Here is a 22742-nt window from a genome sequence, read left to right on the forward strand (position 1 = left end):
AAATATTAAGTTACCTTTTGTCAACAAAGTTTTTAATTTTAATCCATATTTTCTGCAAGTACATAAATTTCATCTATATCTTTTTTTCTTAAAACCTTTACGGAAATAAGTGCTATTAAAAGTATCACCGGTATATTTAAAGCCAACCTAAGCAGCATGAACTTTAATCCCATAGAAGATGCCTCAAATAATAACATCGGTATCTTCGTAGTCGACCAGGCTCCTATGAAAACCAAAACATTTAAAAAGCTGCTTCCCTTTTTCATAAGCATTGCGGCAACCGGGAATGCGGCATAAAGCGGACCTGCCGCCGCGGAACCCAATACAAAGGCTATAAGGATACCGATTATATTGGATTTTTCACCTAATATCTTAATCATGGTTTCTTTTCTCACCCATACGTCTATCAATCCTAATAGGATAAATATAGGCGGGATGATAGAAAGCATTTCAATCAGGTTCTGCCAAGAAAGTTCAAATGATTTCCTTCCTATTTCCGGATAAATAAAAATCAATATAACATTTATAAAAAGCAGCAATATTGCTATTAAATACCTCTTTAAAATCTTTTTCAATGTAAAAACACCCCCATCACTATTGCGATGAAAAATGAAAATACAAAAGCCAGGCCATTTCTTAGAAGGGTTGCTTTTTTGCCAAAATATTTTATTTCAAGCGGCATAGTCATAATGCCGACCATCATCAGTGCAGATATGAACGCCGCAAGCTGCATATATCCCCCTCCGCTATGTAAAAGTGAGGCGGCGAGAGGAAAAGCTACATAAGCAGGCATTAACGTAATAGCTCCGATAACTAAGAGTATAGCTACACCAATTAGGCCAGACTCTTCCCCGATAAGCGCTGAAATAGTCTGTGCATTTAGTACCGCAAGTACTATCCCCACAATTATTATAATAGCTATGAACTGAGGCAAAATATTCTCAAATGACTTCCACGCCTTCTTTAACGCTAATTTTGTCTTTCCCCTGTCTTTAAAAAAAGATACTAAGAGAAATACAATAGCGCCGGCATATAAAATTATAGTAAATGCCATGATTATAACTCCTTAATAAGCTTTATCCCGGTCGGCTAAAAAAGTTTTTTAAGGGACTCAATATCATTTACAGTAACTAATTCATGGAGCTTGTCAAATATCTTTTTATCGTCCCAGTCCCACCACTTAAGCTTTAGCAGCAAGTCTGTCATCTCTTCATTAAACCGCTTTCTTATAAGCTTAGCCGGGTTGCCTCCAACTATCGAATAAGGCTCAACATCTTTAGTTGCATTTGAATTTGCAGCTATGATAGCACCGTCTCCTACTTTGACTCCCGGCATAATAGTAACGTTTTGCCCTATCCAGACATCGTTGCCTATTACAGTATCGCCTTTAAACGGCAGTTCATCAAGCGAGGGTGTGACTTTTTCCCATCCGCTTCTAAAGATACTAAAAGGATATGTCGTAATTCCGTTCATACAGTGGTTGGCTCCATTCATAATAAATGTTACGCCTTCTGCTATTGCACAAAACTTACCTATTATGAGCTTGTCCCCATAAAACTCATAGTGATGTGTTATATGGCTATAAAAATTTTCCGGGCTGTCGTGGTTATCGCTGTAATACGTATAATCTCCAATCTCGACATTTGGCCTTTTAGGTAGGTTAGCTATATAACATACCGTCTTTATATCCTCATTTGGATAAAGTTTGTTTTTATCTGCTCCAAATATCATAGATACTTCCTTCCCGTGCCAAAATGTCCTAGAATTTTAATAGTTTATTTAAATTTATTATATTTACGCTTAGTTTTCAAGCCTTTTTTGTTTATATAATTTTATATAATATAAAAAGCCAAGATGGCTTTTATTAATAGTTGACCCTTATAAGATAAAATTTAATTCCCGAATCGCTCCACCCAAGGTCCCACGGCACTCTGAACCTATCCGTATTATGGCAGTTGACAAGGGCATATCCCCTTGAATCCGCTCCTGTTATAATAGAAACATGTGTTACCTTTCCTTTTTTTACATAAGCTACTATGTCTCCTGGCAATAGTTTATATGAAAGCTCTAAAACTTCACTGTAAGTACCCGAAACTATAAGAGACCCCCTGCCGCTATATAATAAGTAATTCTTAAATGCTTGTGCGTTAAGCCATGCACTGCTGCCGTCTTTTGCATAATTCCATGTGCCGTTTTTCTTGAAATTTCCCGCCTCATAAAGTATCTGCGAGGCAAAATTGGCGCAATCACCTCCCAGTGAATTGTAGTTTTTATAATCTGAATTATAGTTAAATTCGTTTTCCCCGGAATCTGCTGCGCCAACGTACTGGTCCGCATACTTAATCGCAGCAATCCTGCTTTCTCCAATAGAAGAAAAATCTCTTGCCTCATTAGAAAGTATTAGTGCTGTTATGTCATCCGTCTTAAGTTTATCTAAGTTTAGTGAATCGGCAAATGGATCTGTATACCATTCCTTCGTTATTAGCCATGTCCCATCGTAGTTTGCTAAATCTATCTGGTGGTATGTCCCTATCCTCATAACGTTTTCGGCCGCCGGCCTGTCTTTATAAATATATTTATAAGTTGTAGATACCAATAAGTTAACGGTATATCCAGAGCCTTTTTCTTTAGACCATTTTACTGTGACATTAGAGTTGATATAAGTAAAAGTAACCCCTTGCTTTTCAGACCAATTAGCCAAATACTTTATTTTCTTCTCCTCATGGTCATAAGCATAAAGCCCATTCGTCTTATCTGTATCATAAAGCTTCCTAACGGTTTCTGAATCCCCTTTTAATATTGCTTCATTCCGTACGTTAAATATCTGGTCTATTAAAAACTGCACCCCGTCTTCATCTAAGCTCTCTATAACAGTAGTATAACTAAATTCCGGTTCGTCAAATAAAAATACCGCCATTACGGATAAAAAGATAAATAAAACTCCGAATGCAATGATATGCTTTGCTTTTAATACGAAAAACATTAATAAAATACCCCATTTGCTAAAAGCAAATTTTTAAAAAACAGACTTTACGTCTGTTTTGCCTATTATATAAATATTATCAATGCTTTAAATTTAAAACTTCAAATCATATCAGAAACTTTGGCAAGAGTCCTATTTATCTTTAACAATCTGTATACGGCTTTTGCCCTGGAAGGTTTGAAATATGTTTTTTACCTTCATTGTTTGCCAAAGCAGCATTTTTATGATTCCCAATGGGTTTCTTGCTTTTTTTATTAAACGTATCGTTTTTCATTTTATAAATCTTCCTTTTTTTAAAAAATAACTGCTACTTATATTATCTGCCATATATACGATTATATAAGTAACAGTATTTTCAATTACATAAACGGGTTTTTATTAATATCACTATTTTTGAGCTGTACATTTAGTTCTTTGTTTGCATCAATATACGCCAGTAAAACGTTTTTATAATTAAAAACTCCAAGGCTACTAAGTTCATCTATAAGCCATTTTCTGTCTTTTCCACTCATGGTTAAGTGTTCATCAAAAATTTCTCCATCTATAATTACGTTAATACACAATCCTCTGTAAGCTGTTTTAATATCCATGTCTTTTGGTGTAAGAGGCTGTTTCTCAGTTTTTAACTGTACGCTTAATTTACCGTTGGTCTCCAAAACTGCAAATTCGATATCTGCAATATTAAAAGCATTTTTAAGCCTGCATTCTTCAAGTAAATCATTTACATTTAATTTTGTCTTCTTTAAATTGTTTTCAAGTATTTTTCCATTTTGAATGATTACTGATGGCATGCCATCCAGCAATTTTCTTGCCCTGTAGCTTTTTAAAGTAAAGTAGGATAATGTAATCGGAAAAATAGCATAGATTATTATAGCTGTAATACCTCTTAAATAGCCAACTGATGGATCTACTGCAAATGATGCAGCGATTGAGCCAATTGATATGCCGGCAACATAATCAAAAAATGTCAGCTGTGATATCTGCTTTTTCCCCATTATACGCGTTAGTATAAATAAGATTATTATCGATACTAAAGACTTTAGTGCGGTTTTAAATAACTCATCTAGCATTTGCCTTCTCTTTAAATAATAAAATTTATAGGATAAATATAGCTTTTACATACTTCCTCTAGTCTGATCCGTTGTTTTTACATACCAGACATAATTATGCATTCGTTGGCACAGCTCCTGCATTCCTGTGCACATTTTTGACAATGCTCGTCTCTGAACATTGAGCATTCCTGCGTACAGGCATTACATACATCAGCACATAATTTACAGTGTTCCTTTGCAAATCTTGCATTTGAGGACATTCCCAGAGCAGACGTCTCGCACATCCTTGCGCATTCGGCTAGTATCTTTATACAGCTTGTCCTCTCTTGAACATCTGCCTCATTAAGGCAAGCCTCAAAGCATTCATAACAAGCCCGGCTGCATCTGCTGCAAGCGTCTATGCATTTTTGGTAAGAATCATTTATGTTAGTTACTACTCCCATTTTAAACTCCTTTAAAAATAAAATAACATTGTTATTTTCTTCTAAATCGGTCTTATTTATACGAATATAAAAAGAGCCACGATTTAGCCGTAGCTCTTTTAAAGATTTTATTTAACTTATTTTATATCGACAAGCACATTAAGTGAATCGATATAATAAGTTGGTTCTTCATAATCTGAATATTCTATGGAAACATATGTAAACATATATTTTACTTTTACCAAATTATTTTCATCAGTAAAGGTAAGCTCATCCTGAGTATATACCTTGCCTTCGGTATAACTTTTATCAAGCTCCTTGGCATATTCATCTAGCGATTTGCTGTATATGTTAGTTCCGTCTTTAGTTATAGTGAAAATATTATCTTCGCTTACATCTATTAAAACGTCTTCGTCCGAAGTAGATTCAATTTTCCCATAGTTATCCATATAGAAATAATCGTATCCGCTTACATCAAATACATTTTGCACATTTTCCGGGCTGATATAATGGCTGCCTTTATATCCGGGTGTAACGACGACTTCCGGGCGTTCAAACCCTAAAATCGAGGAATAGCCTTCGTCATCCGGTACTGTCTCAAGGGTGTGGACATCGCTTAACGAATGGTTATAATCGAAATAATCCAGTATAGCATAAATTTCTTGCTTGTCTTTGTCTGATACGTCTGTTCCCTGCTTTAAATATCCTTCAGTTGTCAGCATGTCATTTTTCTCAAGGAGAGAATAAAGACGTGCATTTTGGCTTGATTTCGATATATTAAACGCACTTAATGGCCCTAACACCGTTATCAGTGCTATTAATGCAAACAGCGTAGGAGCGATTATATTTAACCTTTTTTCCGGCTTTAGTATTATCGCTATGACTGTCATACACGTTACCCAGACAGATAATGCCAATACCATGTATCTTGCCTCTGTAAATCCATAAGCCCCGATTCGTATAAAAAGCCCTATAAACATAAGTATGATAGGCAAAACGGTAAATCTAGGATACCATTTGTCAAAAAATTTAAACCAAGAACTTTCTTTGGTTTGCGACCTCATGAAATAAAGCGCTAAAACGCCTATGGCCGTATACCATAGCACCATGTTTACAAGCATGTTGCTGGGCCAGCTCTGCATAAGCAGAATCCTTATAAAATACATATAAATTATAATCGTATATGCAGTTAAAAGCGGAAAGATGATATACCCTATCAAGACTTTCATAAGCTGCGAAAAAGGTTCTTTGTTAATATCAGCGCCCCTCTCCGGTACGCCTGCTAGAAAGAAAGACGGTGCAAAAAGTAGTGAGCATATAACTGCATTGTCTATATATGCCTTGTCGCCGATATTTACATTCAGCAGCTTATCAAGCATTAACAGTATTAAAGATATGCCGCCTATTAATATTCCTGTAAAAACTCCGGTTACAATACCCCTCCAGACAAGTTTCAGCGCAAAACGTTCGTCTCCCTCTTTCTTGGGCAGGTATGGAACCGCAACTATCATGACAACAGCAGCTAAAAAAACGCCCAGATACCTTACTGTAGTCTCAAGATCGTTAAAAAGAGGTTCTGGTAATAAAAAGAACAGATAAAGCACTAATAAAATGCCTAAGGATGCCCATAACGTACAGATAAGCCATATTGGCCTTGCTTCTTTTCTTTCAAAAAAGAGCTTAAGCGCAATGGAAGATGGTATCCCCAGCGCTAATATAGAAGATATTCTGTTAAGCCATGATATAGTATTTTGGCTAAGCGCCGCATCATTGTGTATTAATATCAGGGTTATAACCATAATAGCTAATGCACAGGCAACAGTTACAGGAAAACGAAGCATGCCCTTAAGTATGCTTTTCCCTATATTTTTTAACCAGTCAAGTAACTTTTTCATAAACATAACTCTCCTTTATACGAGACATTATAAGCGCATGGCATATAACCGTCAACTATTCTTTTAAATGCCATATTACTATATTAAGTATCAAAATATTATAGTGGAATTACTCAATTGAGCGGTTTTAGGGTCTTCATACCCGTTAAATTCTTCTGGGAATGCCTGCTGGTAAATTATTTTAACGTCTCCTAAATTCCATTCATCTTCCTGCACCTCAATTTCATAATAGTCTGCACTGTATATTTTATCTATCTTAATTTTAAGCGTGCTGTCGTCTACCCATTCTATTTCATTTTGGTATCCATAGGTTATAAGAACGCTGCTCTTATTATCACCGTTGATATCAGATATATATACTTCTTGGCTCACAGGATATATATCACTGTAAAAATAGTATTCTTCTACTGTTGCAATATAATTTCCGTTAGGGCTTTCAACTTCCTGCTCGATTTCAGCGCTGTAAGAAGTACTGCAAGAGTTCATACCTAAAAGCAATATCAAAACCAGAAAAATATCGAATATTTTCATATAAACCTCCGCCACTCTTTATAAAATCTATGTAATCTTATAAAGACTAAGTACAAATAAAGGTAGTGTAACTTAACTGCCGCTATTAATATTCTTGATTTGTTTTTCCATATACCTTCTCCTTTAATATTTAAACTATGCACTTAGCGCAAACCAGGTTTAAGTATATTTTTACATATATTATACTTCTTTTTCTGATTTTGTTAAGTTAGCAGGCTTAAATGGCCAGGACTTTTAATTTATATTTTAAATATAAAAAACATCCGGAATCCGGATGTTTTAGCTGTTATTTTATATCCTTAATGCCTGTTTCTTCTCTTTTTCTTTCTCTTCTTTATAGCCTTACGTATGCCAAATACCAATATAGCGACAATCGCGGCAATAATCGATATAACTAATATGCTTAAACTGAGTGAATTACCTGGCTTTTCTTTTACTTCTGAAAATGTAATGCTATCTACAACTGACTTTAAAGTATCTTCCTGTTCAGATGTAACAGCTCCGTCATAAGAGTATAGTATTATGCTTATCGCCTGGCCGTTTATAATTGTAAAATATTGTTTCGAATTAAGAGCAGTCTCGCTATTGCTGCTGGCAATGTCGAAACATATAAAACTCGCTTGTCCGTGTTCGTAAAAATCGTATCCGGTGTATTGTGCACCGACCTGATTAAGTGTATCCGCCTGTTGCTCCCCTTCAGCCAAGTCCTTCTTTTCTTCGTCTGAATAAAGGCTTAAATCGAAAATGTAATTTGTCCCTGAATTCTCAGTCATAGTGATTATTATCTGAGTGGAAGGGTCTATCTTTATCGCATCCAGATAAATATTATTTTCAGTAAACTGCTGACTTAAGGTTTCCTTATCCATTCCAATTTTATCTAAGTTAGGATCATCGTTACTAATATCTTTTGTAAAAACCATAAAATCAGAGGGTATATCTATACTCATATATAATTCATCTAAGTCATAACTGTTAGAAGCAAAAGCGGCTGGAATGAAAGTGCCAATAATAAGAAAAAATGTTATTAAAACTGTAAATACTTTTTTCATAATAACCTCTTTGTACATTATTAAGATGAAGCTTATGGCTACATATTATCACATAATTATACAAAATTACAAATAATCACTGCTTTTTTTATAAAAAAATCCAGTTAACATCATATAAACATAGATATTTACCAAAATATAGTAAATATAGGCAATTAAAAAGCGGGTAAAGTATTAAAACTTTAACCCGCTAGTAGAAATTGACATTAAATTAAAACTTTATTTAGACATTACAGTTGTTTTTAGCATATAAGTAATTGTAAAGGCCAAAGTGCCTGAGTTCATCAGTAATTATTTCGGTCATCATGTTTATATATTTTCTATCCTGCATTGCAAATAAAATTTTTCTATACTTTGCTACTGCCATTTGTTCCCCCATCAATGCCTTTTTAAGCCCGTCACAGTAGCTTGCAAGCTGCACAGTTGCAACATTATTATCCTCTGCAACTGTTTTCCCAGTTAACTCATAATACATTTGTTTAAACATCCTGTTATGTTTCATTTCAGCGTTTCTTATTTCTGTAATTATTCTTTTGTCTTCCATTGACGGAGCCATGCTAATTAGCGCCTCATAAAAAGCTGCATCTTCGCTTTCACCTTTTATAGCATCTTGTATTATCATAAGAGCTTCGTTCATATCTACCTGCATATTATTATACTGGTTATTTTGCGTTTGATTGGGCATCTCGTTGTACATCTGATCTGTCTGTCTTCTAAACTTTAACTGGTCATATCTTTGCGCGTAGTTACTAACTTTTTCTCTGGATGTATCGCTAAAAACATTGTTAATTCCTGGCCTATTATAATAGTACATTTTATTTACCTCCTCTTCATATATCAAATTATGCTATATATCTCTTATTTGTCATTAAACCTATGAAATGTCTTGAAATAAAAAAAACTTCTTAGAACTAAGAAGTTTTTTTATTTTATCAACCTAAACTTTATCCTTATTATTCCCTTTTTCGCCGCTGTTGCCGTTACTATTACTGCTGCTGTTTCCGTTATTGCTGCTGCTATTGTTACCGCTGCTATTGCCGTTGCTATTATCGTTGCTGTTTCCGTTATTTTTTTCTTTGTCTGAATTATTACTGTTTGAACTATTTCCCTTATTATCATTGTTATCATCTTCTACACTAGTATCAGAACTTCCCGCAGAAGACTTATTGCTGTTGCCATTATTTCCCGAATTATTTTTATCTTCATCCTTGTTGCTATTGTTACCGTTATTATTACCGTTGTTACTATTACTGTTCTTTTTAGAATTATCACTAGAATCACCGCTATCAGAAACTAATTCTGCGTTTTTATCATTTCCCTTATTATTCTTAATCTCCTTTACGGGCTTACCAGTCAAATCTTCTTCTTTATTAAACCCATTTCCTACAGACTGAGCATTAAACTTAGTTAATACTAGCTCACCAGGTGTAACGCTAAATTTATCGGCAACCTTTTTTAAGCCCTTATCAGTAACTTCGCCTTGTATATTTGCCTGTATATCATTTTGTTCTATTTCTTCATTCAATGCACTCATAGTTTTATTAAGCAGATCTTCCGCACAGTTCTTATTGTTACAAGAAGTTGTTACCATAAATTCTGCTATAGAGCTACTGTTTAAGTATCCTTCACTTATCAGCTCGCCAACCAGTTTATTAACCGCTATATCTATATCACAGCCAGACAATCTAACATCAGCTAATATAGATTCTGCTTCTTCATTCAATGCCTTGGCATCTATAACCCTGTTAAATATATTCATTTCAAGTTCTATGCTTGGGTTTACGTCTACCGTTACATAAGAATAAGGAGTATAGCAGGCATATGCTCCTCCGCCAAAAAGTATAACTACAAATGCAGCAGCTACTGTTATAAATTTTGTAAACACTGACCCTTGCTTTTTAGAGTAAGTTTCAATCCTCTGCCCTACTTTGTAATCTTTATTTTTTATTTTGATGAAATCGCCCGTGTTGTTTAGAATAACCGCATATTTCCCTCGGACTTCGACAACAACATTTCTCATATCTTAAGCCTCTTTAACAAATTTAACATACTCAGATAAGTAAGCATACTCTCCTAAAAGAATTTCTGCTAAACACACTATATAATTACGATGACGTTCTATTGTTTTTCGGGATATATTCGTAATAATCTCAACTCTTTGTATCGGTAAATGTTTAGTCTGTTTTAATTGGGTTTGAATGTCTGCAGATTCTATTATGCATTTAGCAGCCAATGCGCAGGCATGCTTAGTACGTTTATGTTTTGGAGAACACTTTACAATATCCATAAATCCAAAACCATACTTTTTAAGATCCGCCGTCAATGCTTCAATTTCAAGCTTAACAGGATCATCGTAAGCATTGTCAAATCTCAAGCTGTTTTTAATGTCTTCCTCATCCTCAGAGTCGTCGTTTAATGAAACAGTTTTTATATTACGTTCTTTTTTTCTTATGTCGTCAATTAACCTGCAACGTATTACGTTACTGGCAAATGGTAAAAACTTACCCGATTTGGGACGGAATCCTCTCACTGCTTCTGTAAATGCTATAATTGCAATACTCATTTCATCATCGTGCTCGTCGATATATCTGCCAACGGTACGTGATGCGCAAGAGGCAATAAACGGTCGGTATTCTTTAAGCAAACTCTCGAATTCGGTTTCGTCACATGCTGCCTTTAAAATTCTCTCGTTGATCCCCAATTTCCCTCTCCTGAACTCAAACCTCTCATTAATAATATTATTCGTAAACTAGTTCTATTTTTTTGAGGTCCAAATAAAAATTTTTAAAATATTTATATTTTAGCATTAATTTAACAGCATTAATTATATATCAAAATCTTCCATTTGTCATTTAATCACCATAAATTGGGAATTATTGGCTAGGCTCTTTTAAATAATAAATGGAGAAAGGCAGTGTTGCCTTTCTCCATTTATTATTTATTTTTTCTACTTAGATATTGAACGCCTCAATATCCCCATCTACGGTGCTAATTCCACCAATTCCGAACTTTTCAACCAGTACCTTTGTAACATTTTGTGATAAAAACCCGGGTAATGTAGGCCCTAAATGTATATTCTTAAAACCTAAATACAAAAGTGCTAACAAAACAAGAACTGCCTTTTGTTCATACCAAGCTATATTAAATATTATAGGCAAATCGTTTACGTCCCTTAATTTAAAGGCCTCCTTAAGCTTAAGGGCAATGATCGCAAGTGAATAAGAATCGTTGCACTGCCCTGCATCTAAAACCCTCGGTATTCCATTTATATCTCCTAAATCCAACTTATTGTAACGGTATTTTGCGCATCCGGCAGTTAGAATAACGGTGTTTTCCGGTAATTTCTTTGCGAATTCCGTATAATATTCCCTGGATTTCATTCTACCGTCGCAGCCTGCCATTACAACGAACTTTTTAATATTTCCGGCTTTTACCGCATCAACTATCTTATCTGCTAATGCAAAAACCTGATTATGTGCAAATCCACCTACTATACTCCCTGTTTCAATTTCTTCCGGTGTTTTTAACGTCTTTGCAAGTTCAATTATTTTAGAAAAATCCTTTTTCCCGTTTTTATCGGGTTTTATATGCATACATCCAGGATATCCGGCTGAATTCGTCGTAAATATCCTGTTTTTTATCTCTTCGCTTCTTGGCGGTACTATGCAGTTGGTTGTAAACAATATCGGCCCATTAAAAGACTCAAATTCTTCAAGTTGCTTCCACCACGCATTACCATAATTGCCAACAAAATTATCGTACTTTTTAAACGCAGGATAATAGTGTGCAGGCAGCATCTCGCTATGGGTATATACATCTACCCCTGTACCCGTTGTCTGCTCAAGGAGCTGCTCTAAATCTCTTAAATCATGTCCGGATATAAGTATCGCCGGGTTTTTCCTAACCCCGATGTTTACCTTAGTTATCTCTGGGTTTCCGTATTTTGAAGTATTAGCCTCATCTAAAAGTGACATTGCAGCTACACCGCATTCCCCTGTTCTAAGAGTAAGGGCAACTAGATCGTCTATTGATAGGTCGTCTTTATTAACTGCGAAAAGCGCCTCATAAATGAAGGAATAAATCACATTATTTTCTTTTCCTAAATTAAGCGCATGTTCGGTATATGCGGCTATTCCTTTAATACCGTAAATTATCATTTCACGAATAGAACGGATATCTTCGTCTTTTGTCGACAGCACACCGACATCGGCAGCCTTTTTGAGCATAGATTCCGTTGTAGTAACATTAAATGCAGCTGCATCGTTAAACTCACTAATTAAAGTCTTCTTTTTAACCTCATCTCTTAATTTAAGCATCTTTCTTATTTGTTTCTCTAAAGCTGCATTGTCAAAATTAGCATTTGTAATAGTCATAAACAGGCTATTTAACATCTGATTATTTAATTCGCCCAGCCTAGATACATCCATTTTGCTTTTGACTATAATATATGAAATCCCTTTTAGCGTGTATATAAGAAGATCCTGAAGTTTTGCCAGCTCTTCTGTCTTTCCGCAGACTCCACGAACTTCGCATCCTTTTCCTCTTGCCGTCTCCTGGCACTGATAACAAAACATACCCATAAAATTAACCCCCTTAGTTATATTTATTTTCAATCTTCAAATGGCTTCAAATAATTATTGTAAAAAAATTCCCCTTTAAGACCTTATAAATTTAAGTTAAAAACAATTTATCTTTCAGGTGCCGGTGCTTTTACGATAATAAATTCTAAAATATCCATACTCAAATTTTTAATATTCATTTTAGTGTCTTTAGGGATCTTTAATATATTACCTGAACCGTACTCATGCATCTCCTGCTCATTAAGCCCGATGGCTAGCTCCCCCATCAACACAGTCATATATATATTAGAATTTGAATAGTGTTCCGGCAGCCCCTCATCCTTATTTAGTATTACGTGTATATAATGTAAATTTTCATCTAAGATGATCTTTTCAACTGTTCTTTTATTAACACGAGACATTTTATATAAAGTTTCAATCATTTTAAAGCACCTCCCATTGTTTTGAACTTGACTTCATTGTATTATATATTTAAGCAAAAATATGTAACCGCTGTTACACTTTTAGTGTTTTTTAGGATTTACTATGGATTTATTTATTAAAAAACTCTTAAAAAATGAATTGTTCAATGGCTTCACGTTGCAAGAACTTAAAATAATACTTGAGCCTGATTCATGTATAATTGGGCGCTATAAAAAAAATTCTGTTATAATGCAGCAATACGACAAATGCAATTCCATAGGCTTTATAATTGAAGGTGAACTGTCTATAGAACAGCTCTCTTTATCTAGTGATACTATAAAAATCCGCACTTTTAAAAGTGGCGATTGCTTCGGAGAAGCGCTGCTTTTTTCACCTAAACCGTTTTATCCATACACCTTAATTACATTGACAGACACAGTCATACTATATATACCGTTTTCTCAGGTGGAAAGCATGCTCAAAAAAAGTTTTGCGTTTAATACCAACTACATATCGTCTTTATCCAAGAGAATCCTTATGTTTACAAATAAAATACAAATACTATCTCAAAAAAGTGTAAGAAAAAAACTTATCCTCTATTTCTCCAAAGAATCGATGCGGGCAGGAAGTTTAACCTTTAAACTCCGCCACAGTAAAACGGCAATTGCAGAATTAATAGGTGTTGCCCGTCCTTCCGTTTCCCGCGAGATAAAACAAATGAGCTCAGACCAACTGCTGGTCGTTAAACGTGATATCATTATAATTTTAAAACCGCAAAGTTTTAAGATCCACTTAAATAATGATACTGTTTAGTTAACTTAATAGTATTTTTAAATATTTGTTTTAAATAAGAACATATAATTTAAAAAATGATTTACTGCTAAACCATTTTATCTTATAATGGTTTTATTGTTTAAAGCTTAATGTTAATTAGGAGATTTAATAAGTGAGCGAAAAAAGTATAACCAATCCCACTGGTTCTAGAAATACAAATTCACTTTCAAAACGGGTAATCGCAAGATGGTTTCTTCAAGTCATTCAGGGAGCACTTATTGGCGTCAGTGCCATTTTGCCGGGCATAAGCGGCGGGGTTTTATGCGTCGTCTTTGGTGTCTATCAGCCGATGATGGAACTTTTAGCGCACCCAATAAAGACATTTAAAACCCATGCCAAATTATTATTGCCTATTTTGATAGGCTGGATACTTGGCTTCCTTGCTCTTGCACGCTTGGTAGAGTGGATGTTTAATGCTTCTTATAATATTGCTACATGGCTGTTTATCGGGCTTATAGCCGGAATGATACCTTCAATGTTTAAAGAGGCGGGCAAAGAAGGCCGCCCTAAAAGTGCCTGGGGAACACTCATTATAAGTACGATACTTATTTATTTGCTGCTTATTTTTATACAGCATGGTTCTCCTGTTAATTTGCAGCCTAACATATGGTGGTTCTTCGTCTGCGGCCTGCTCTGGGGTATATCCCTCGTTATTCCGGGATTAAGTTCCTCTTCTTTACTTATTTACTTAGGGCTATACCAACCTATGACCGCCGGAATCGCCGACCTTTCTTTAACCGTTATACTCCCTATGATTATAGGAATACTGTTTATTATATTCTTACTGGCCAGGGCTATTAACAGCTTGTTTAAAAATCATTATGCCATAGCGTTTCATATTATATTAGGATTCGTAATCGCATCGACACTTGCAATTATGCCTGTTGAGTATGTAAGTCTTGTAAATACTATACTTTGCATAGTATGCTTTGTAGGCGGTTTGTAATTGCCTGGCTTATGGACAAATTAGGTGATAAGTTAAAACCCAGCCAAAATTAATTGGGTTGCAATATTAGCTCTAAAATGATATATGTAAATTAGATATATCAAACTTTAATGATATATTTTAACAAAAACATCGTATTTAGCTGTTTAAGGCATATTTTACCAATTATTAGCAATACTATGTTTTTGCTGTGTATGTTATAATAATCGGAAATTTATTGTTAGGATGAATTTATATTGAATAGTATTACAAGAAGGTTACGTAAAATTCAACCGGTACAAATAATAGCACTTGGATTTATAGGCATGATACTCTTAGGAGGTATACTACTGTCTTTACCTATAGCTACCGTAAACAGGCACAGCATAGGATTATTAAATGCTCTTTTTACGTCCACATCTTCCATATGCGTAACAGGATTGACCGTTGTAGATACTGGCGTTGTTTTCTCGTTATTTGGCCAAATTGTTATACTGATTCTAATACAAGCCGGCGGCCTTGGTTTTATGACCATGGCAACATTTATATTTTTACTTTTAGGAAAACGTATTTCGCTTCGCGAGCGGATAGTCATACGTGAGTCTTTAAATGAAGATGGTCTTTCCGGCATGGTAATTATGATACAGCGCATACTTATCGTTACATTTATAGCAGAATTTATCGGCGCAGCACTGCTCTGTACACGGTTTATACCTACTTACGGTGCGGTTAAGGGAATATATTATTCAATATTCCACTCAATATCGGCATTTTGCAACTCCGGATTCGACCTTTTTGGGTATTCTAAAAGTTTTACCCCTTTTGCCAATGACCTTATCGTAAACTTAACTGTTATGTCACTTGTAATAATAGGCGGTATAGGTTTCGTAGTTATATTAGACATATCCAATAAAATAAGGCTCGGGCGCAGCACGAAACTTTCTCTGCATTCAAAGATAGTACTGATTGTTACAACTTTTCTTATTGTCTTTGGAGCGATCTGTTTTTATTTCTTGGAAAGCGATAATCTAAAAACCATAGGATCACCTGAGCTTACTTCATCTGGCAAAGTGTTTGCATCTTTCTTCCAATCTATTACTCCGCGTACTGCAGGTTTTAATACTATAGACCAAAATAGTATGGGCCTTGCCGCAAAAATGCTGACAATGCTGCTCATGTTTATAGGGGCTTCCCCTGCCGGTACCGGTGGTGGTGTGAAAACGTCTACGGTGGCGGTTATACTATTGTTGGTATTATCCATTGCAAAAGGCCAAAAAGATGTAAACGTCATGCATAAACGTATAGATACAAATGTGGTTTTACGTGCTATCGTAATCGTGATTTTAAGCATAGTACTCGTGCTTTCAGTAACTTTGATTTTATCTATGACTGAACAGCACATTGGAGTGTTCTCTTTTGAAAATGTATTGTTTGAGGTATTATCTGCTTTCGGAACAGTAGGCCTTTCCTGCGGAATTACTCCTCACCTTTCAATGCTCGGTAAGGTTTTAATAATGCTTACGATGTATGCCGGCAGAATTGGGATGTTGACGTTGATAATGGCGGTGTCGAATCGCCTTAACAGAGGGGATTCAAGAACCAGATACCCTGAAGATAAAATTATGGTTGGATAAAATTTAGAGGTGTTATATGAAAAAAAATTATGTTGTAATCGGTATAGGTAGATTTGGTTTTTCAGTTGCCCGCGCTCTTTACGATATGGGCCACGATGTTTTGGCTATAGACAGTAAAGAAGAAATCGTAGAGACAATAAGTCCCTACGTTACCCACGCCGTACAAGTCGATGCGGTAGACGAGCATTCGCTGAAATCACTTGGCATAAGCAATATGGATGCGGCTATAGTCGGTATGGGCGATGACATACAGGCAAGCATACTGGTAACTTTACTTTGCAAAGAACTCGGTGTCGATACAATAATAGCCAGAGCACAAGATGACCTGCATGGCAAAGTATTGGCAAAAATCGGTGCGGACAGAGTCGTTTTCCCTGAACGTGAAATGGGCGTACGTGTAGCTAAAAGCCTCACTTGCTCCAATATACTTGAATGTATAGATCTTTCCGATGAATATAGCATTGCTGAAATAGAAGTCTTAAAAGAATGGGAGAACAAAACTCTAAGTGATATTGAACTTAGGAAAAATTATGGGTTAAACGTTATGGCTATAAAAACTCCTGACGGCGAACTGAATATCAGCCCGCTTCCCGAAAATGTTCTTAAACAAAAGGATATACTAGTAGCTATAGGCCGCCTTGAAGATATTCAAAGGCTCGAGTACTCCTCTAATAAACGTAAATAAAATTTATATAAAAAAGAGACATATTTTATGTCTCTTTTTAGTTGCTTATATAAAGATTACACTGCATCGTCTCCGCGCTCACCGGTACGTATACGTATTGCATTTGCTACATCGTATACAAATATCTTGCCGTCCCCCACGTCATCGCACTTTGCAGCACTCATTATTACGTTTAAAACCTTATCTAGGTCCTCATCTTTAACTACGAGCTCCATCTTGATCTTAGGAAGCATATGAAGTTCTATAACCGTACCGCGGTATACCTCTTTCCATCCTTTTTGCCTCCCGCAGCCCATAACTTGGCTTATTGTAACGCCATTGACGTTTATCTTTGAAAGTTCCTCTTTTACATCCTCAAATTTACTCGGACGTACTATCGCTTCTATCTTTTTCACTATGTATTCCTCCTCTTAGTCTAATCCTGTAAAGGACGGATAAGCAGATTCGCCGTGTTCTGAATAATCAAGCCCCTCACTTTCATTCCTGGCTGAAACACGGGATCCTTTAAATAATTTTAACACTTTCATGATAATAAATGTACCTGCAACTGCAATTCCGATTGTTACGCCTATGGATGCAAGCTGCGGAAGAAGCAGCGATCCTCCGAAGAAAAGGCCTTCGCTTGTAACCGCAGAATTAACTGTACTGGTTGCAAATAATCCGGTGGCAATTCCTCCCCATATACCCCCTATTCCATGGCATCCAAAAGCATCTAACGAATCGTCGTATTTAAATTTATGTTTAACAACGGTCGTAAAAAACATACAAAGCGGGCTAACTATAAACCCAATAACAATAGATGCCCAAATAGGCACATAGCCTGCACCCGGGGTTATCGCCACAAGGCCTACTACGATGCCTGTCGCTGCACCAAGTGCTGTAGATTTCCCGTTGAATATTTTATCAAATATCATCCATGATACTAAGGCGGCTGCCGCAGCTGTGTTTGTTGTCATAAAAGCATGAACAGCTGTTGCATTTCCGCCAAGAGCACTTCCGGCGTTAAATCCATACCATCCAAACATAAGTATCGCCGCTCCTAAAAGCACGAACGGAATATTATGCGGCACAAATTGCGACATATCATTATGTTTACGTTTGCCGAGCATGAGGCAGGCGACAAGTGCGGACACACCGGAACTTATATGAACTACGTTTCCGCCTGCAAAGTCTAATGCTCCTAAATTTCTCAAAAAACCTCCTACTCCCCAAACCATATGTGCAAGCGGATAATAAACGATGATAGACCATACCGCTGTAAATATCATCTGGTGAGAAAACTTCATTCTTTCAGCTACGGCACCTGTTATCAATGCAGGAGTAATTACCGCAAACATCATCTGAAAAGCCGCAAATAAAAGATGTGGTATACTGCCGGCATAATCTGCATTTGGAGTACCACCTACGCCGTTTAAAGCAAACCAGTCTAAGTTGCCTATTATACCGGCAGTGTCAGGGCCAAATGCCAAAGTATAGCCGATAAGAACCCACATTATGGAGGCGACACCGATGATTCCATAGGAGCCCATCATAGTATTAAGCACATTTTTTCGCCTAACCATGCCCCCGTAAAATAAAGCGAGCCCCGGTGTCATAACCAGTACCAACGCTGATGATATAAGCATAAATGCCGTGTCGCCTGAATTGATTGTATCCATAGATAAACCCCCTACTAAAAATAAAAAAGGCGCAAAGAAAACACACTGGTTCATCTTTGAGCCTTTTAATTACTTGAAATAAATAAAAATTATATAAATTTTATTTTGATTTGCTGATCTTATTGACACCATTGTCAATACAACCAACATCAATTATAACAAACAATAATCAAAATGCAATAAATATTTTTTATAATTTCATAAAAAATATTTATATAAAGATTATATAAACTCCAATCAAAAAAGCGCACCTAAGAAATTTTCTCTAAGCGCGCTTTAATTTATAACATTAACTAAAGTTATTAGGCCACGTTATTCCCTGTAAACTGGCTGTTATAAAGATCTGCATAAAAGCCGTTTTTCGCCATAAGTTCTTTATGGTTGCCTTGCTCTATTATTTCACCTTCGTTCATGACCAATATAGTAGAAGCATCCCTTATTGTCGAAAGCCTATGCGCGATTACGAAATTTGTTCTGCCTTTCATCAATTCTATCATGGCATTTTGTATATATGCCTCAGTACGTGTATCTACACTGCTTGTAGCTTCGTCTAATATAAGTATAGGCGGGTCTGCAAGAAGTGCCCTTGCAATCGTCAGGAGCTGTTTTTGGCCTTGGGATATATTCGATGCTTCTTCATTTAATATGGTTTCATATCCATCCGGCAAAGTACGTATGAAGTGGTCTGCATGCGCCATCTTGGCTGCCCTTATGATTTCTTCATCCGTAGCATCTTCCTTGCCATAAGCAATATTTTGTTTTATTGTTCCCCCAAACAGCCAGGTGTCCTGTAGAACCATACCAAACTGGTGCCGCAAGTTGTCTCTGGGTATACTGTTAATGTCCACTCCGTCAACTGTAATCTTGCCAGTATCTACCTCGTAAAAACGCATAAGCAGGTTTACAAGGGTAGTTTTTCCCGCACCCGTCGGGCCGACTATAGCAACTACATCTCCCGGCTCAACATATAAATTCATATTCTTAATCACAGTTACGCCCGGTTTGTATCCAAAGGACACATGCTCTAAAGTAACTGCACCTTTGGGATATCTTATGATATTATCGTGGCTGTCTGGCAAAATTTCTTCTTCATCTAGAACTTCGAAAACACGCTCTGCGGAAGCCACTGTAGACTGCAACACGTTTGCTATCTGTGCTACCTGCATAATTGGCTGGGTAAACTGCCTTGAATACTGTATAAACGCCTGAACATCGCCTATTGATATTCTGCCATTAATGACCATAACACCGCCTATCGCGCAGACAAATACGAATGATAAATTGCTTATAAAGTTCATTATCGGCATCATTATTCCCGATAGGAACTGCGCTTTCCAACCGACAGTATAAAGACGCTCGTTTATTTCATCAAACTTTTCAACGCTTTTTTCCTCTTTGCCAAACGCCTTTATTATTGTATGCCCCGCATACATTTCTTCTACATGGCCGTTTATATTACCTATTTCCTTTTGCTGGCCTTTAAAATACTTCTGCGATTTCTTAATTACCATCTGCGCCAAAAGCATGCTTAGTGGCAGTGCTACAATACTTACGAGAGTGATAATCCACGATATAGTGAACATCATTACTATTATGCCGATCAAAAGCGTAATAGACGATATTACCTGCGTAACACCTTGAGCTAATGTCGTTGAGACCGTATCTATATCGTTAGTAACTCTTGATAATATTTCTCCATGCGTTCGCCCATCAAAATATTTGAGTGGCAGCCTGGCTAATTTCTCATCTATCTGACGCCGCATATCGTATACGATAGTCTGTGATGTCTTAGCCATTACAAACTGCATTATAAATGAAAACAAAGCGCTTATCGCATATAGTATAAGTACTAATAATACTATATTTGCAATCTTTGCAAAATCTATTTTTAACTGGTTTGCTTCCTCCACCTTTTGCATACTGGAAGAGAGTATAGACATCTGCTCTGGGTTGCTCGTATCTACGTTTTGCTGAATCAAGCCCATTATTTCCTGCTCGTTAAGATCGCCGCTCGTTATTTTATCTATGACATCTTCAGGCAAAATCTCTTTTAAGTCTTCCATCGCCTCTATCTTTGCAGCTGTTGGTACAAAAAGTTCTGTCGTAGCATTACCTAATATCTTAGGCCCGAAAATCGAGAACGTCGCGCTGCCTATTGCCATAACTATTACGAGTATCAACGCTACTTTATGTTTTGCGAGGTAAGTCATAAGGCGTTTTAATCCGCCTTTAAAGTCCTTTGCCTTTTGAATAGGCATACCGTGCATAGGCCCTCCTGGGCCTCCCGGGCCACCTCTTTTAGGGCCCTTGTTAAAATTGCTATTTATATTTTTATATTCTTTATTTCTATTTTCACTCATTTAAGTTCCTCCACTGACAGCTGTGATGCAACTATTTCTTTATATGTAGCGCAATTTTTCATAAGTTCCTTATGTGTTCCCTGCCCAACAGCCTTGCCTTCGTCTAATACTATGATGTTGTCTGCGCTCATAATAGTACTTACTCTTTGAGCAACTATAAACACCGTAGCGTTTTCTATTTCACCTAAAAGAGCCTGCCTTAACTTTGCATCTGTTTTAAAATCCAGTGCTGAAAAACTATCATCGAATATAAATATCTCCGGCTTTCTGACAAGTGCCCTCGCTATTGACAAACGCTGCTTTTGTCCCCCTGAAAAATTTGTTCCGTCCTGTGCGACCGGGGCGTTTATCCCATCACTTAATTCTGAAACAAATTCTGTGGCCTGTGCTATATCAATTGCTTTAAGCATCTCTTCGTCTGTCGCATCCTCCTTGCCATAACGGATATTGCTTGCTATCGTTCCGCTCATCAGGTTTACTTTTTGCGGTATAAAGCCGATTTTAGCCCTAAGTGCTGATTGCGGATAATCTTTAACATCTACCCCGTCTACAAGCACCTGGCCTTCAGTTGCGTCGTAAAACCTGGGTATCAGCTTGACAAGGGTGGATTTACCGGACCCTGTGCCCCCGATAACTGCAGTTATCTCACCCGGCTTAGAGGTAAATGAAATATTTGAAATAGCTGCCTCTTGCGCCCCGTGGTAATAAAAACTTACATTTTTAAATTCTACATAACCTTTTAGCTGAGTTCTAGGCGCTATATCCGTAGTATCTAAAATAGTTGGTTTTAATGCAAAAATCTCGTTTATGCGTTCTGCGGCGGCGGTTGCCCTTGGCAGCATTACAAACATCATAGTTGCCATTATAAGAGCAAACATGGTCTGCATTACGTATTGCTGAAAAGCCATCAAATCGCCAACTTGAGTCTGCCCTGCATCGACACGATGGCCCCCGAACCAAATTACCGCAACCATCGCAACATTTAAGACAAGCATAATAGCCGGAAACATTGCGCCCATCCAACGATACGCTGTTATTGAAGTATTCGTAAGATCTTTATTTGCTTCATCGAATCTTTCTTGCTCGTATTCGTCTTTGTTAAAGGCACGTATTACACGTATCCCGGTTAATCCTTCACGCAAAACAAGATTTACTTTATCTATCTTTCTCTGCAAAGACTTAAAAAGCGGTATTGCCTTCATTGCAATTAGCAATATAACCAGCGACATAAATATGATTATCACAACTAATAACCAAGAAAGCCCTGCGTCTGTATCAACTGCCATCACGATTCCGCCTATGCACATTATCGGTGCGGATAAAAGCATGCTTAGTATCATTACCATAACATTTTGTATTTGCGTAACGTCATTGGTAGATCTCGTTATCAAAGAAGCGGTACCTATTTTATCAAATTCATTTAACGAATAGCCCTCAATCTTTTTAAAGATGTCTCTCCTTAAATCTCTCGCAAAACCTACAGATGTCTTTGCTGCATACAGCCTGGCAATTATAGTACATACTGTTACTATCAGCGTATATCCCAGCATTACAAGCCCGGTTTGAATTATAAATCCTATATCTTCTTGTACTACGCCTTTGTTTATGATGTCAGACATAAGGTTTGGCAAATATAGCTGGCTTAAAGACTGTATGGTCGTCATAATTACAACAAGTATAGCTGCCCACTTATAGGGTTTTATATACTTAAAAAGCTTATTCATATTTAATC

At 36.6% G+C, this 22742-nt stretch carries 23 protein-coding genes; 4 read left to right on the forward strand and 19 right to left on the reverse strand.

Annotated elements, in window-relative coordinates:
- Nucleotides 1-38: 38 nt before the first annotated feature.
- The 15 genes from R2876_03850 to R2876_03920 all read right to left on the reverse strand — a co-directional run bounded on the left by R2876_03850 (nt 39) and on the right by R2876_03920 (nt 12934).
- A complete protein-coding gene (locus R2876_03850) occupies nt 39-575 on the reverse strand; it encodes a permease (protein MEZ4357746.1) in 537 nt (178 codons plus the stop codon).
- Nucleotides 572-1054, reverse strand: coding sequence for a permease (locus R2876_03855; GenBank protein ID MEZ4357747.1), 483 nt, complete (start codon nt 1052-1054; stop codon nt 572-574). The genes R2876_03850 and R2876_03855 overlap by 4 nt, the downstream gene beginning before the upstream one ends.
- A gap of 35 nt (nt 1055-1089) precedes the next feature.
- Nucleotides 1090-1728: a Vat family streptogramin A O-acetyltransferase gene (locus R2876_03860; GenBank protein MEZ4357748.1), complete on the reverse strand. Its 639-nt coding sequence runs from the start codon at nt 1726-1728 to the stop codon at nt 1090-1092.
- A gap of 136 nt (nt 1729-1864) precedes the next feature.
- Nucleotides 1865-2983 (reverse strand): amidase domain-containing protein, encoded by a 1119-nt coding sequence (locus R2876_03865; GenBank protein MEZ4357749.1) that lies wholly within the window; start codon nt 2981-2983, stop codon nt 1865-1867.
- A 142-nt stretch (nt 2984-3125) separates the two neighbouring features.
- Complete coding sequence (locus R2876_03870) at nt 3126-3257, reverse strand: hypothetical protein (protein MEZ4357750.1); 132 nt, start codon at nt 3255-3257, stop codon at nt 3126-3128.
- A gap of 85 nt (nt 3258-3342) precedes the next feature.
- On the reverse strand, nt 3343-4053 hold the full coding sequence (locus R2876_03875) for a DUF421 domain-containing protein (GenBank protein ID MEZ4357751.1): 711 nt from the start codon (nt 4051-4053) through the stop codon (nt 3343-3345).
- A gap of 77 nt (nt 4054-4130) precedes the next feature.
- A complete protein-coding gene (locus R2876_03880) occupies nt 4131-4478 on the reverse strand; it encodes a four-helix bundle copper-binding protein (GenBank protein ID MEZ4357752.1) in 348 nt (115 codons plus the stop codon).
- 116 nt (nt 4479-4594) lie between these two features.
- Complete coding sequence (locus tag R2876_03885; protein MEZ4357753.1) at nt 4595-6352, reverse strand: DUF4153 domain-containing protein; 1758 nt, start codon at nt 6350-6352, stop codon at nt 4595-4597.
- A 90-nt stretch (nt 6353-6442) separates the two neighbouring features.
- Nucleotides 6443-6883, reverse strand: coding sequence for a hypothetical protein (locus R2876_03890; protein MEZ4357754.1), 441 nt, complete (start codon nt 6881-6883; stop codon nt 6443-6445).
- A gap of 299 nt (nt 6884-7182) precedes the next feature.
- Nucleotides 7183-7932 carry a hypothetical protein gene (locus R2876_03895; GenBank protein MEZ4357755.1) on the reverse strand — a complete coding sequence of 250 codons (750 nt, stop codon included), beginning with the start codon at nt 7930-7932 and terminating at the stop codon, nt 7183-7185.
- Between the two features lie 223 nt (nt 7933-8155).
- Nucleotides 8156-8746: a ferritin-like domain-containing protein gene (locus tag R2876_03900; GenBank protein MEZ4357756.1), complete on the reverse strand. Its 591-nt coding sequence runs from the start codon at nt 8744-8746 to the stop codon at nt 8156-8158.
- Between the two features lie 123 nt (nt 8747-8869).
- A complete protein-coding gene (locus tag R2876_03905; protein MEZ4357757.1) occupies nt 8870-9952 on the reverse strand; it encodes an anti-sigma factor domain-containing protein in 1083 nt (360 codons plus the stop codon).
- A 3-nt stretch (nt 9953-9955) separates the two neighbouring features.
- Complete coding sequence (locus R2876_03910; GenBank protein MEZ4357758.1) at nt 9956-10633, reverse strand: sigma-70 family RNA polymerase sigma factor; 678 nt, start codon at nt 10631-10633, stop codon at nt 9956-9958.
- Nucleotides 10634-10883: 250 nt separating this feature from the next.
- Nucleotides 10884-12512, reverse strand: a complete 1629-nt coding sequence (hcp, locus tag R2876_03915; GenBank protein ID MEZ4357759.1) for a hydroxylamine reductase — start codon at nt 12510-12512, stop codon at nt 10884-10886.
- Between the two features lie 107 nt (nt 12513-12619).
- Entirely contained in the window at nt 12620-12934 is a 315-nt protein-coding gene (locus R2876_03920) for a cupin domain-containing protein (protein ID MEZ4357760.1), read from the reverse strand.
- 103 nt (nt 12935-13037) lie between these two features.
- Between R2876_03920 and R2876_03925 the strand changes: the two genes are divergently transcribed.
- From R2876_03925 to R2876_03940, 4 genes are all read left to right on the forward strand, one after another.
- Nucleotides 13038-13727, forward strand: a complete 690-nt coding sequence (locus R2876_03925) for a Crp/Fnr family transcriptional regulator (GenBank protein ID MEZ4357761.1) — start codon at nt 13038-13040, stop codon at nt 13725-13727.
- A gap of 133 nt (nt 13728-13860) precedes the next feature.
- The gene (locus R2876_03930) at nt 13861-14694 is read left to right on the forward strand and encodes a DUF368 domain-containing protein (protein ID MEZ4357762.1); all 834 of its coding nucleotides are present in this window, start codon (nt 13861-13863) and stop codon (nt 14692-14694) included.
- 236 nt (nt 14695-14930) lie between these two features.
- Nucleotides 14931-16307 carry a TrkH family potassium uptake protein gene (locus R2876_03935; GenBank protein MEZ4357763.1) on the forward strand — a complete coding sequence of 459 codons (1377 nt, stop codon included), beginning with the start codon at nt 14931-14933 and terminating at the stop codon, nt 16305-16307.
- Between the two features lie 16 nt (nt 16308-16323).
- Nucleotides 16324-16992, forward strand: coding sequence for a TrkA family potassium uptake protein (locus tag R2876_03940; protein MEZ4357764.1), 669 nt, complete (start codon nt 16324-16326; stop codon nt 16990-16992).
- 56 nt (nt 16993-17048) lie between these two features.
- On the opposite strand, the gene R2876_03945 is transcribed toward R2876_03940, so the two are convergent.
- The 4 genes from R2876_03945 to R2876_03960 form a co-directional block, all read right to left on the reverse strand.
- The gene (locus R2876_03945; GenBank protein ID MEZ4357765.1) at nt 17049-17387 is read right to left on the reverse strand and encodes a P-II family nitrogen regulator; all 339 of its coding nucleotides are present in this window, start codon (nt 17385-17387) and stop codon (nt 17049-17051) included.
- A gap of 15 nt (nt 17388-17402) precedes the next feature.
- A complete protein-coding gene (locus R2876_03950) occupies nt 17403-18650 on the reverse strand; it encodes an ammonium transporter (GenBank protein ID MEZ4357766.1) in 1248 nt (415 codons plus the stop codon).
- A gap of 302 nt (nt 18651-18952) precedes the next feature.
- Nucleotides 18953-21010: an ABC transporter ATP-binding protein gene (locus R2876_03955; GenBank protein MEZ4357767.1), complete on the reverse strand. Its 2058-nt coding sequence runs from the start codon at nt 21008-21010 to the stop codon at nt 18953-18955.
- Nucleotides 21007-22734, reverse strand: a complete 1728-nt coding sequence (locus R2876_03960) for an ABC transporter ATP-binding protein (protein ID MEZ4357768.1) — start codon at nt 22732-22734, stop codon at nt 21007-21009. The genes R2876_03955 and R2876_03960 overlap by 4 nt, the downstream gene beginning before the upstream one ends.
- Nucleotides 22735-22742 lie beyond the last annotated feature (8 nt).

The sequence above is a fragment of the Eubacteriales bacterium genome (assembly GCA_041390245.1).
Lineage (GTDB): Bacteria > Bacillota > Clostridia > Christensenellales > JAWKQI01 > JAWKQI01.

Bases quoted from the DNA above. Each gene is read 5' to 3' on its own strand.
- R2876_03855 (MEZ4357747.1), bottom strand. From the start codon at position 1,054: ATGGCATTTACTATAATTTTATATGCCGGCGCTATTGTATTTCTCTTA.
- R2876_03865 (MEZ4357749.1), bottom strand. From the start codon at position 2,983: ATGTTTTTCGTATTAAAAGCAAAGCATATCATTGCATTCGGAGTTTTA.
- R2876_03870 (MEZ4357750.1), bottom strand. From the start codon at position 3,257: ATGAAAAACGATACGTTTAATAAAAAAAGCAAGAAACCCATTGGGAAT.
- R2876_03875 (MEZ4357751.1), bottom strand. From the start codon at position 4,053: ATGCTAGATGAGTTATTTAAAACCGCACTAAAGTCTTTAGTATCGATA.
- R2876_03880 (MEZ4357752.1), bottom strand. From the start codon at position 4,478: ATGGGAGTAGTAACTAACATAAATGATTCTTACCAAAAATGCATAGAC.
- R2876_03885 (MEZ4357753.1), bottom strand. From the start codon at position 6,352: ATGAAAAAGTTACTTGACTGGTTAAAAAATATAGGGAAAAGCATACTT.
- R2876_03890 (MEZ4357754.1), bottom strand. From the start codon at position 6,883: ATGAAAATATTCGATATTTTTCTGGTTTTGATATTGCTTTTAGGTATG.
- R2876_03895 (MEZ4357755.1), bottom strand. From the start codon at position 7,932: ATGAAAAAAGTATTTACAGTTTTAATAACATTTTTTCTTATTATTGGC.
- R2876_03900 (MEZ4357756.1), bottom strand. From the start codon at position 8,746: ATGTACTATTATAATAGGCCAGGAATTAACAATGTTTTTAGCGATACA.
- R2876_03905 (MEZ4357757.1), bottom strand. From the start codon at position 9,952: ATGAGAAATGTTGTTGTCGAAGTCCGAGGGAAATATGCGGTTATTCTA.
- hcp (MEZ4357759.1), bottom strand. From the start codon at position 12,512: ATGGGTATGTTTTGTTATCAGTGCCAGGAGACGGCAAGAGGAAAAGGA.
- R2876_03920 (MEZ4357760.1), bottom strand. From the start codon at position 12,934: ATGATTGAAACTTTATATAAAATGTCTCGTGTTAATAAAAGAACAGTT.
- R2876_03925 (MEZ4357761.1), top strand. From the start codon at position 13,038: ATGGATTTATTTATTAAAAAACTCTTAAAAAATGAATTGTTCAATGGC.
- R2876_03940 (MEZ4357764.1), top strand. From the start codon at position 16,324: ATGAAAAAAAATTATGTTGTAATCGGTATAGGTAGATTTGGTTTTTCA.
- R2876_03950 (MEZ4357766.1), bottom strand. From the start codon at position 18,650: ATGGATACAATCAATTCAGGCGACACGGCATTTATGCTTATATCATCA.
- R2876_03955 (MEZ4357767.1), bottom strand. From the start codon at position 21,010: ATGAGTGAAAATAGAAATAAAGAATATAAAAATATAAATAGCAATTTT.
- R2876_03960 (MEZ4357768.1), bottom strand. From the start codon at position 22,734: ATGAATAAGCTTTTTAAGTATATAAAACCCTATAAGTGGGCAGCTATA.